Raw genomic sequence first — 10,549 nt, 5'->3', positions numbered from 1 at the left:
GCGCCAGCGCCTCCGCCGCCGCGATCTTCATCCCCTCCGTGATCCGCGACGCCCGCACCTGGAGCGCCCCGGCGAAGATGCCAGGGAAGGCGAGGACGTTGTTGATCTGGTTGGGGTAGTCGGAGCGCCCGGTCGCGACGACCGCCGCGTACTTGTGGGCGACATCCGGGTGCACCTCGGGGTTGGGGTTGGCCATGGCGAAGACGAACGCGCCCTTGGCCATCGAGGCCACCGCCTCCTCCGCGACCGTGCCGCCGGAGACGCCGATGAAGACGTCGGCGCCGGCGAGCGCGTCCTCCAGGGAGCCCGTGATCCCGGCCTTGTTGGTGAACCCGGCCACCTCGCGCTTGACGTCCGTGAGGTCCCCGCGGTCCACGGAGATGATGCCCTTGCGGTCGGCCAGGGCGACGTCACCGATGCCCGCCTCGACCAACATCTTCGCGATGGCCACACCGGCCGCGCCGGCACCAGAGATGACCGCCCGGAGCTGACCGATCTCCCGCCCGCTGAGCCGCGCGGCGTTCCGCAGGGCCGCCAGCGTCACGACCGCCGTACCGTGCTGGTCGTCGTGGAAGACCGGGATGTCCAGGCGCTCCTGGAGCCGCTTCTCGATCTCGAAGCAGCGGGGCGCCGAGATGTCCTCCAGGTTCACGCCGCCGAAGGACGGGGCGAGCCGGACGACGGTCTCGACGATCTCGTCGACGTCCGTGCAGGCGAGCGCGATCGGCACCGCGTCGACACCGCCGAACTGCTTGAACAGGATCGCCTTGCCCTCCATCACGGGGAGGGAGGCCTCGGGGCCGATGTCGCCGAGGCCGAGGACCGCCGTACCGTCCGTCACGACGGCGACGACGGAGGACTTCCAGGTGTAGTCGTCGACCAGCTCGGGACGCTCGGCGATGGCGGTGCACACCCGCGCGACGCCCGGCGTGTAAGCGAGGGACAGGTCGTCCTTGTCGCGGATCGGCACCGTGCTCTGCACGGCCATCTTGCCGCCGCGGTGCAGCGCGAAGGCGGGGTCGAAGGAGTCGGGGGCGCCCAGGGAATTGAGGGGCTCCCCGTTGCCTTCCTGGCCCGTACTGCCGTCGCTGCTCTCGGTGCGAGGATTGACAATCTCCGCTGCCACTTTTGTTTACCCCTTAAGTCTTCAAGGTTTGAGGGTGACCGCTCCCGGTTCGGGAGTGGGCGGGCACCGCGCAAGGCCCAGGTCAACCGGTACGTACGGCGACGCGTATGGGCTCAGACGCGACGGGCGCGCCGCACACGCGCCCTGGGCCCCGGATGAGGGGTGTAAGGAACCTTCTTACCGGACGGACGGTGCCGACGACGAGTCCAGACCCGTTCATACCTTGAAGGTCACAACTCGAAGGTCATTTGCGGCCCAATCGGGGCGCCATGACTCGTCGACGAATGACCGGACAAGTCGGACCAATCCCGGACGGGCACCATACGGCCACGTGTGCGGGGTGCGCGGCCGACCGCATCCTGAGATGCACCGAAGATCTTCCGGCCGGAAGAGAAAAATTCCGCACAAGATCCGGCGTGATCGCACGGTCCGCAGCGGTTCGTGAGTCATTCGGGGGTCACCCGTTATCCGATTTTGACATAGCGGGTCATCTGAATGCACATGCCCGAATGGCAAGATGCCGTAATCACACGAGGTCGCGACACTCGAAGAGGCGTGTCACCCATCGGCCTATCGGCAACTCCACCCATCCCGCCGGAGGAACCCACCATGACCGCAAGCACCACCAGTCGTACGACCGGCCTGCGCTCCCGGACAGCCGCGGTCGGAGCGATCGCGGTCGTGGGCGCCCTGCTGCTCACCGGCTGCGGTGACCAGACCAAGGACGGCAACGACAACGGCTCGGACAGCAGCAAGGCCGGTTCGGCCCCGCTGGCCGACAAGCTTCCCTCGGACATCCGCAACAAGGGTGTCATCCGCGTCGGCTCCGACATCGCGTACGCGCCCGTGGAGTACAAGGACAGCGCGGGCAAGGTCGTCGGCATCGACCCCGACATCGCCGCCGCGCTGGGCAAGCAGCTCGGCGTCGAGTTCAAATTCGAGAACGCCACCTTCGACACCCTCATCGGTGGTCTGGCGTCCAAGCGGTACGACATCGCCATGTCGGCCATGACGGACACCAAGGACCGTCAGGAGGGCATCGACGCCGACACCGGCAAGAAGGTCGGCGCCGGTGTGGACTTCGTCGACTACTTCACCGCCGGTGTGTCGCTGTACACCAACAAGGGCGACGACAAGGGCATCAAGACCTGGGACGACCTCTGCGGCAAGACGATCGCCGTGCAGCGCAACACGTTCTCGCACGACCTCGCCAAGGAGCAGGCGGCGAAGTGCAAGAAGGACGGCGGCAAGGCCCTCAAGATCGAGGACTTCGCCACCAACCCCGAGGCCGAGACCCGGATGCGCTCCAAGGGCGCGGACGTCGTCTCCGCCGACTACCCGGTCGCCGCGTACTCCGTGAAGACCTCGGGCGGCGGCAAGTACTTCCAGATCGTCGGCGACCAGGTCGAGGCCGGCCCCTACGGCATCGCCGTCGCCAAGGACAGCACCGAGCTGCGCGACGCGCTGCAGGCCGCGGTCCAGGCGATCATCGACAACGGCGAGTACAAGAAGATCATCAGCAAGTGGGGCGTCGAGGACGGCGCCGTCACCGAGGCCAAGGTCAACGGCGGCTCCTGATCTCCGTCTCGGCACTGAAAGGCACCACCCGTGACTGTTGACGTCAACAAGACGGACGGTCCCGAGGACACGCCCCCCGCCGGTCCGGAGGCCATCAAGGCCATTCCGGTCCGGCACCCGGGGCGCTATGTCTCCGCGGCCATCGCGCTCGCTGTCCTGGGCGCGATCGTCTACGCCTTCGCGCAGGCGAAGAAGATCAACTGGGGCGCCGTCCCCGACTACTTCTTCGACGACCGCATCATCGAAGGCGTTCTGCACACCCTGCTGCTCACCGTGCTGTCCATGGTGATCGGCATCGTCGGCGGCATCCTGCTCGCCGTCATGCGGCTGTCGAAGAACCCGGTGACCTCGTCGGTCGCGTGGTTCTACATCTGGTTCTTCCGCGGCACGCCCGTCCTGGTCCAGCTGTTCGTCTGGTTCAACCTGGGCCTGGTCTTCGAGTACATCAACCTCGGTCCGATCTACAAGGACTACTGGTCCTCGTTCATGACGCCGCTGCTGACGGCGCTGCTCGGCCTCGGCCTCAACGAGGCCGCGTACATGGCGGAGATCTGCCGCGCCGGTCTGCTGTCGGTCGACGAGGGTCAGACGGAGGCGTCGCACGCGCTCGGTATGAGCCACGCGAAGACGCTGCGCCGGATCGTCATCCCGCAGGCGATGCGCGTGATCGTGCCGCCCACGGGCAACGAGGTCATCAACATGCTGAAGACCACGTCGCTCGTCTCGACGGTGCAGTACGTGGACCTGCTCAAGGCGGCCCAGGACATCGGCCAGAACGCGGGCTCCATCGTGGAGATGCTGTTCCTCGCCGCCGCCTGGTACCTGATCCTGACCAGCATCTTCAGCGTCGGTCAGTACTACCTGGAGCGGTACTACGCGAAGGGCTCGACCCGATCCCTCCCGCCGACGCCGATCCAGCGCTTCAAGGCCATGCTGCCCGCGCGCCGCCCGAAGGGAGTCTCGGCATGACCGCCATGGTGAAGGCCGAGGGCATCCACAAGTCCTTCGGCCCCGTGCAGGTCCTCAAGGGCATCGACCTGGAGGTACAGACGGGTGAGGTGTTCTGCCTCATCGGCCCGTCCGGCTCCGGCAAGTCGACGTTCCTGAGGTGCATCAACCACCTCGAGAAGATCAACGGCGGCCGTCTGTACGTCGACGGCGAGCTGGTCGGCTACCGCCAGAAGGGCGACAAGCTGTACGAGCTCAAGGACAGCGAGGTCGCGCTGAAGCGCCGGGACATCGGCATGGTGTTCCAGCGGTTCAACCTGTTCCCGCACATGACCGCCGCCGAGAACGTCATGGAGGCGCCCATCCAGGTCAAGGGCGTCAGCAGGGCCCTGGCCCGCGAGCGCGCCCGGGAACTGCTGGAGAAGGTCGGCCTCGGCGACAAGGCCGGCAACTACCCCTCGCAGCTCTCCGGCGGCCAGCAGCAGCGCGTGGCGATCGCCCGGGCGCTGGCGATGGAGCCGAAGCTGATGCTGTTCGACGAGCCGACCTCGGCGCTCGACCCGGAGTTGGTCGGTGACGTCCTCGACGTCATGCGCGACCTCGCCGAGTCGGGCATGACCATGGTCGTCGTCACCCACGAGATGGGCTTCGCCCGCGAGGTCGGCGACAGCCTGGTCTTCATGGACGGCGGTGTGGTGGTCGAGTCCGGCAACCCGCGTGACGTGCTCACGAACCCGCAGGAGGAGCGCACCCAGTCGTTCCTGTCCAAGGTGCTGTAGCCGGCAGGAACCGAACCGGACACGGTCGCGCGTGAAGGGGCGGTACGGGTCTCCCGTACCGCCCCTTCCCCGTGCGGAAGCCGCCTCGGGGGGCCTACTTCACGGCGAGCAGCAGGGTGTCGGAGGGCGAGCACCAGACGGGGCGGGCCTCCGCGAAGCCCTTCTCGCGCAGGACGCGGGCGTGCCAGGCCGGGGAGGGCATGTCGCCGTCGGCGTGCTCACCGTAGATCTCGAAGCGGCGGGCCGTCGGCGCGGCGAGGACCGGGTCCTGGGCGGCGAGCTGCCACCATTCGGCCCAGTCGACGACGCCGTTCGCCTTGGCTTGATCCATACCCGCGTGGCGGTGCGCGCGCTCCGCCGCGTTGATCCGGGGCGTGGTCTCGTCGATCATGTGGTCCGCGTTCATGAAGACACCGCCGTCGCGGACGAGCTCCGCGACCTGACCGTAGAGGGCGGCGAGGGGTTCGCTGTGCAGCCAGTGCAGGGCTGTGGCCGTCAGCACGGCGTCGTACGCGTCGTACGGCAGCCGGGTGGGCCAGTCGGGGTCGGTGAGGTCGGCGGTGACGAAGGTGACGCGGCGGTCGCCCTCGAAGGTGCCCTCGGCGATGGTGAGCAGCGCGGGGTCGAGGTCGACGCCGGTGCTGACGGCCTTGGGGAACCGCGCGAACAGCCGGGACGTGATGGATCCCGTACCGCAGGCGAGGTCGAGGACGCGGGGCTCGGGGCCGACGAGGGCCTCGACCATGTCGAGCATGACCCGGAACCGCTCCTCGCGGTCCGGCATGTACCACTCCTGCTGCCGGTCCCAGCTGCGCTGCCAGGCCCCCCAGTCGGTGCCGTACGAGGTTCCGCTGCCGGTGCCGGTGGTCGTCGTCATGGGAGCCCCTTCTCGCGGTACGCCGTAATACCCTGAAAGCACGATCAGCTGTTACCTGACCCGCACCACGACGATAGAGTGCCCCCGTAAGGACTACAAGTGGAACTGGCCTATTACTCGGATTACGCCGTGCGCCTCGTGAACAGCGAGGAACCGCTCCGGGGCAAGGACACGCTCACCTCGGTGGAGGCCGTCCGTGACCTCTTCGGGGTCAACCGGTCGGCGGCCCGGCGGGCGACGGACGCCGACGTCACCCGGTTCCGGTCGGTGCGGACGCGGCTGCGCTCGGTCTTCGAGGCGGCGGACGGCGGCGACGAGACGCTCGCCGTGGACCTGTTGAACTCGCTGCTGCTGGAGTTCCCGGTGAGCCCGCAGATTTCCGGCCATGACTTCCGGGACGACGACGGCCGCCCGCTGTGGCACATGCACCTGGCGGACCACCCCTCGAACGCGACGGCCGGCTATGCCGCGATCGCCGCGATGGGGCTCGCCTTCCACCTCACCGAGTACGGCGTGGACCGGCTCGGCCTGTGCGAGGCGGCGCCGTGCCGCAACGCCTACCTCGACACCTCCACCAACCGTTCCCGACGCTACTGCTCGGACCGCTGCGCGACCCGCGCCAACGTGGCGGCCTACCGCGCCCGCAAACGTCTGGAGGCGGACCGGTCGCAGAACACCGGCCGGGCCGCCGAGAACGCCCAGCGGGCCACCGCGAACGGCGAACGCTGATCGCCTGGCCGGGGCCGGTAGCGGAACCGGACCTTGCCGAGCACGAGTTCGTCGGGGACGGTCCCGTAGTCCGTGCTGTCCCCGCCGGCGTACGCGTTGTCCGCGAGGACCCACCAGCCGCCGTCCCGCCGCTCGGCGACCCGCTTGACGACGAGGAGGTCCTGCTGGAAGGGATGGCGCAGCACGACCACGTCACCGATCCTCAGCCGCGCCCCGTAGTGGACGAGCAGCCGGTCACCGTGGCGCAGCGTCGGCACCATCGACGGTCCCGTCACCTCGGCCACCCCCAAGGGCAGAACGGCCCTCGCCCGCTCGCTCTCCTGCGCCGGCTCCGGCATCCCTCGGCACCTCCCCGGTTCGATCCTCCACCAGTCCCAGTCTGACCCCGGACTTTTGTCCTAAGCCCATGGGGGCACTCGCGAAAACCTCTCTCGCAGGGAGTAATGTCCCACCTGAGAAGACGATCACGAGGAAGGAATGCTCCATGCTTTCCCGCCTGTTTGCCCCCAAGGTCAAGGTCAGCGCGCACTGCGACCTGCCCTGCGGCGTGTACGACCCGGCCCAGGCCCGCATCGAGGCGGAGTCGGTGAAGGCCGTGCAGGAGAAGATGGCCGCCAACGACGACCCGCACTTCCAGGCTCGCGCGACCGTCATCAAGGAGCAGCGCGCCGAGCTCGCCAAGCACCACGTGTCGGTCCTGTGGAGCGACTACTTCAAGCCCCCGCACTTCGAGAAGTACCCGGAGCTGCACCAGCTGGTCAACGACACCCTGAAGGCCCTGTCGGCCGCCAAGGGCTCGACCGACCCGGCGACGGGCCAGAAGGCGCTCGACTACATCGCCCAGATCGACAAGATCTTCTGGGAGACCAAGAAGGCCTGATCTGATCTCCGGCCAGGTTGTCAGGCTGTCCGACCTGCGGTTTCGCGGGTCGTATCGCCTACCCGTCCGCACCCGGTCCGCGGGACGCCGAACACGGCGTCCATGGCGGTCCGGGTGCGGTCGTGTTCGGCGGGCCGCGGGCCGACTGCGGTCGGGGGCGGCGCCGTTCAGACCGTGCTCCGGGTGTCCTTCACCGTTCCCCGCGCCAGGGTCTCGCTGACCGTGATCGTGCCGGGCACGGCGATCCTCAGGCTCAACGGGTCGCCCAGCAGCGCCTCCTCGCCGCCGATGGGGTAGCCGGTCGCCGGGTCGACGAGCAGCGAATCCCGGAAGACGGCCTTCCGGTGCCCGCTCTCCTGCGTGATCGCGAGGGCCTGCCGTCCGTGCCAGGTAGTGGTTCTCGACACCTTCACATCGGTCCGCCTGGCGAGGACCTGGAGCGCCGCCGCGCGCAGCGCGGGCTCGACCGTGCCGCCCGAGGCCCGCCCGGCCGCGTCCAGCATGGCCGAGACGCCCCAGATCAGCCTGCCTCCCTCCCAGTTGACGTCCCTCAGCTGGGCGAGCAGCCGCTCGGGGTCGGTCGAGAAGGGAAGCAGCGCCTGCCAGGCGGAGTCCGGCGCGAAGTACCCGGGACCGTGCCGCTCGTCCCGGACGCCCTCACCCTCGACCAGCCCCGCCGCTCGGGCGTCCCGTTCCTGGTCCGGATTCGGGAAGTACGGTTCGCCGTACGCCTGACGCTCCCGGCCCGCCCCGTCGGACGTCCTGATCCACTGTTCGGTCTCCGTCGGCACCGCGGCGTTGGCGACGCCACCGGGCACGTCACCGGCGGAGTTCAGCCACCAGCCCCAGCTCTTGAGGTAGAGGTACGGGCCCCGCACGGCATCGGGAGCGAGCCCGCGCACCTTCTCCGCCAGCTCGGCCAGCACATCGTGCGGCGAGGTCCCCGCGATCGTCCGCAGCGTCAGTACCGGCGGCGTCACCAGGGCCTGCGCCTCCCCGCCCGCCCCGAGCCACCGGCCCAGCTCACCGGAGGCCGCGACCGCGGTGGCCGTGGCCACGACACCGCCGGCCAGCAGAACCCGCCTGCGGGACAGGCCCGTTCGCACCCGGGGTGCCGGCGCGGCCCCGGTGGCCAGGAGCGCCGCCAGTTCCCGCTCGGCACGGGCCGGGAGAGCGCCGTCCTGCCCGAAGTCTGCCTGTGGATCGGGAGGCATCAGTTCCCGCACCCTCCTGAGATCGCCCTTCACCGCGTCCTCCCCTCCACTGGCAGTCTGTCGTCCGGAAGCCGGGCCTCGTCCGCGGCCACCGCCGCCTCCAGCAGCCGGCGTGCGCGGTGCAGACGGACCTTGAAGGCCCCCACGCCACACCCCATGACCTTGGCCGCGTCGCGCACGCCCAGCCCGTCCCAGGCCACGAGGAGCAGCACCTCCTGCTCCCGCTCCGGCAGCCGGTCCAGCACACCCCGCGCGCCGAGTCGCCGCAGGACCTCCTCCTCGGCGGCCGGTTCGGCCCCGGCCTCGTGGTCGGCGCGGATGCGGTCGTCGAGCCGGTCGGCCCGTTCCCGTGCGCGTACGGCGTTGGCGGCGACGCGGCGGGCGATGCCGTACAGCCAGGGCAGTTCCCCGCCGCGCAGTTCGTGCCGGTTCCGCCATGCCGCGAGGAACACCTCGGCCGCGGCGTCCTCGGCGGCGGCCGGGGGCAGGCGCCTGCGCAGGAACCTGAGTACGGGCAAGTACGTCCGCCGGTAGACCTCCTCGAACCGCCCGGGATCGTCCATCGGTCCGCTCACACCCGCCCCTCCCCCTGCGCGATGGCTCCACCTTGTTTGTGTCCGGCACGGCGCGAGAGTTACAGGAGAGGGAATCGGGCGGGGGCCTCGGTGGGCGTCAGAGGATGTCCGTGGCTGTGAAGTGCCGCTGGTAGGTCATTCCCCGGTCGGTGCCGCGCAGTACCCAGAACGCGTCCAGGTCGCGCTTCTTGGCGTCCAGGAAGCCGGGGGCGCCGACGACCACGTCCAGGTGGCGGTCGCCGTCGGTGTCGAGGAGCGGGCCGACGACGGTGATGCGGTTACGGGTCGGGCCCCGGCCCTCGGCGGGGGTGTCGCTGCCGGGGACCCTGGGGGTTTCCAGGGTCACCGCCCGCACCGCGTCCGCGGTGGCCGCCCGGAGGTCGGGGACCAGCCACACGACGCCGTTGCTGTCGTTGGCGCCGGTCGCTGAGGTGACCAGGTCGGCCCGGCCGTCACCGGTGACGTCGCCGAGTGCGGTGCCGCCCATGCCGCCGTACTGCGGGGCGTCCCTCAGGCCCGGCGGGGAGACCATGGTCATGCCGCCCCGCTTCCCGGTCTCGGGTCCGGAGCGGGTGCTCAGCGTGTATCCGGCGCTCAGTTGCTTCCGGTACGCGAAGAAGCCCGCCGAGTACAGGTCGTCGATGCCGTCCCCGTCCGCGTCCCCCGCCTGCCCCTCCAGGCCGAGGTCGGGCGGGTCGCGGCGTTCGGCGAGCCTCAGCCCTCCCGGGCCGCCCCGCAGATACTGCAGACCGCTGACGCCCACCTCGCCGTCGCCTTCATTCTCAGGATCCGTCCAGTGGAAGAAGATCGCGAGGTCGGTGGCCCGGTCGCCGTCGAAGTCTCCGGCCAGGGAGCGTACGGGAATCGTGTCCGGCCAGCGGCCGTTGCGGAGCTTCTGGACGCGGGCGGGTGCGCCTCCGCGCCGGATGGGGCCGTACCAAACGGTGCCCTCGGGACCGTTGGCGCCGCCGGGGAGGAACAGGTCGGCGTTGCCGTCCCCGTCGAAGTCACCGGTGGCCGTGGGGCTCGTCGGCGCCCCGGTGAGCGGCCGGGGGTCGGTCACGCCGCGCGGACCGCCCCACAGCACCGTGGGTTCGCCGGCCCGCGGGGCACGCACGAGATCGGTGTAGCCGTCGTGGTCCAGGTCGGTGCGCAGCAGCCGCGTCTCATCGGGCGCGGTCCCCGCAGGCGGCCCCGGGGCCACGGTGCGTCGGCGCGGATCCAGTCCCTTCGGCGAGCCGTAGACCACGACCAGGCTGCCGCCGGTGACCACTGCGGCGAAGTCGTCGTAGCCGTCGCCGTTGAGGTCCTCCGGCCGGGGGTGCCGTGAGGGTTTCCCGGCGGGCGGCCGTTCGGCCCGGACACCGGACGGGGACCGCCCGTCCGTACGGCTCGCGTCGGCCTCCGGGCTCCGCTCCCCGCCGCCGGTGCCCGGACGCTGGGCGGAGTCGCAGCCGGACGCCAGCAGCACGGCGGCCAGTGTGGCCGCGGCCAGTCCCCGGATGCGCCGGGTCGACCGGGCGGATCGATCACCACCGGTCACGTCCGCCACCGGCCGCGCCCTCCGCGGTATCTGCGTCAGCCGCTCCACGGGACCTCACACGTTCACCTCGACACCACCCACCGGGACACAGACTGGACTGCCGAGGGGGCGGAAAGGTTGCCGCGGGGGCGGAGCGGGCCGTGTCCGCGCGTCCGAGGGCGCGCGCCGAGGAAGAAGAGGAAGTAGGGCCGCCCCAGTCGGCCGTGGGCCCCACGCCAACCGGTCGTCCCGCCCGACTCGACCGCCCGGCCCCGGCTCAACCAGCGGCCCAGCCCGACTCAACCGACCACCGCCCCCGAC

At 70.3% G+C, this 10,549-nt stretch carries 11 protein-coding genes; 5 read left to right on the top strand and 6 right to left on the bottom strand.

The window, feature by feature from the left end; genetic code table 11:
- On the bottom strand, positions 1 to 1,126 hold a 1,126-nt coding region (locus AOK23_RS33545; RefSeq protein ID WP_055716309.1), incomplete at its 3' end, for an NAD(P)-dependent malic enzyme.
- A gap of 609 nt (positions 1,127 to 1,735) precedes the next feature.
- Here AOK23_RS33545 and AOK23_RS33540 point away from each other — a divergent pair.
- Genes AOK23_RS33540 through AOK23_RS33530 form a run of 3 tightly spaced genes read left to right on the top strand, consistent with a single transcriptional unit; the run spans position 1,736 to position 4,431 of the window.
- The gene (locus tag AOK23_RS33540; RefSeq protein ID WP_055716308.1) at positions 1,736 to 2,704 is read left to right on the top strand and encodes an ABC transporter substrate-binding protein; all 969 of its coding nucleotides are present in this window, start codon (positions 1,736 to 1,738) and stop codon (positions 2,702 to 2,704) included.
- A gap of 30 nt (positions 2,705 to 2,734) precedes the next feature.
- A complete protein-coding gene (locus AOK23_RS33535) occupies positions 2,735 to 3,673 on the top strand; it encodes an amino acid ABC transporter permease (protein ID WP_055716307.1) in 939 nt (312 codons plus the stop codon).
- On the top strand, positions 3,670 to 4,431 hold the full coding sequence (locus tag AOK23_RS33530) for an amino acid ABC transporter ATP-binding protein (protein ID WP_055716306.1): 762 nt from the start codon (positions 3,670 to 3,672) through the stop codon (positions 4,429 to 4,431). Before AOK23_RS33535 ends, AOK23_RS33530 begins: the two co-directional genes overlap by 4 nt.
- Before the next feature lie 94 nt (positions 4,432 to 4,525).
- On the opposite strand, the gene AOK23_RS33525 is transcribed toward AOK23_RS33530, so the two are convergent.
- On the bottom strand, positions 4,526 to 5,308 hold the full coding sequence (locus AOK23_RS33525) for a class I SAM-dependent methyltransferase (RefSeq protein ID WP_055716305.1): 783 nt from the start codon (positions 5,306 to 5,308) through the stop codon (positions 4,526 to 4,528).
- Between the two features lie 99 nt (positions 5,309 to 5,407).
- Between AOK23_RS33525 and AOK23_RS33520 the strand changes: the two genes are divergently transcribed.
- Complete coding sequence (locus tag AOK23_RS33520; protein ID WP_055716304.1) at positions 5,408 to 6,037, top strand: CGNR zinc finger domain-containing protein; 630 nt, start codon at positions 5,408 to 5,410, stop codon at positions 6,035 to 6,037.
- Here the strand turns inward: AOK23_RS33520 and sodX are convergent.
- Entirely contained in the window at positions 5,941 to 6,375 is a 435-nt protein-coding gene (sodX, locus tag AOK23_RS33515; RefSeq protein WP_079049858.1) for a nickel-type superoxide dismutase maturation protease, read from the bottom strand. The genes AOK23_RS33520 and sodX overlap by 97 nt on opposite strands.
- A gap of 146 nt (positions 6,376 to 6,521) precedes the next feature.
- Between sodX and sodN the strand changes: the two genes are divergently transcribed.
- Positions 6,522 to 6,917 carry a superoxide dismutase, Ni gene (gene sodN, locus AOK23_RS33510; RefSeq protein WP_031140564.1) on the top strand — a complete coding sequence of 132 codons (396 nt, stop codon included), beginning with the start codon at positions 6,522 to 6,524 and terminating at the stop codon, positions 6,915 to 6,917.
- A gap of 167 nt (positions 6,918 to 7,084) precedes the next feature.
- Here sodN and AOK23_RS33505 read toward each other — a convergent pair whose 3' ends face one another.
- From AOK23_RS33505 to AOK23_RS33495, 3 genes are all read right to left on the bottom strand, one after another.
- On the bottom strand, positions 7,085 to 8,131 hold the full coding sequence (locus AOK23_RS33505; RefSeq protein ID WP_157878229.1) for a hypothetical protein: 1,047 nt from the start codon (positions 8,129 to 8,131) through the stop codon (positions 7,085 to 7,087).
- A gap of 29 nt (positions 8,132 to 8,160) precedes the next feature.
- Positions 8,161 to 8,706: an RNA polymerase sigma factor gene (locus AOK23_RS33500; RefSeq protein WP_157878228.1), complete on the bottom strand. Its 546-nt coding sequence runs from the start codon at positions 8,704 to 8,706 to the stop codon at positions 8,161 to 8,163.
- 97 nt (positions 8,707 to 8,803) lie between these two features.
- Complete coding sequence (locus tag AOK23_RS33495) at positions 8,804 to 10,258, bottom strand: FG-GAP repeat domain-containing protein (protein ID WP_055716300.1); 1,455 nt, start codon at positions 10,256 to 10,258, stop codon at positions 8,804 to 8,806.
- Positions 10,259 to 10,549: the final 291 nt, after the last annotated feature.

It is taken from the genome of Streptomyces torulosus, assembly GCF_001419765.1.
Lineage (GTDB): Bacteria > Actinomycetota > Actinomycetes > Streptomycetales > Streptomycetaceae > Streptomyces > Streptomyces torulosus.
Note: the sequence above shows the minus strand (reverse complement) of the source record. Positions and strands in the feature narration are given on the sequence as shown.

Bases quoted from the DNA above. Each gene is read 5' to 3' on its own strand.
- AOK23_RS33540 (WP_055716308.1), top strand. From the start codon at position 1,736: ATGACCGCAAGCACCACCAGTCGTACGACCGGCCTGCGCTCCCGGACA.
- AOK23_RS33530 (WP_055716306.1), top strand. From the start codon at position 3,670: ATGACCGCCATGGTGAAGGCCGAGGGCATCCACAAGTCCTTCGGCCCC.
- AOK23_RS33525 (WP_055716305.1), bottom strand. From the start codon at position 5,308: ATGACGACGACCACCGGCACCGGCAGCGGAACCTCGTACGGCACCGAC.
- sodX (WP_079049858.1), bottom strand. From the start codon at position 6,375: ATGCCGGAGCCGGCGCAGGAGAGCGAGCGGGCGAGGGCCGTTCTGCCC.
- sodN (WP_031140564.1), top strand. From the start codon at position 6,522: ATGCTTTCCCGCCTGTTTGCCCCCAAGGTCAAGGTCAGCGCGCACTGC.
- AOK23_RS33505 (WP_157878229.1), bottom strand. From the start codon at position 8,131: ATGCCTCCCGATCCACAGGCAGACTTCGGGCAGGACGGCGCTCTCCCG.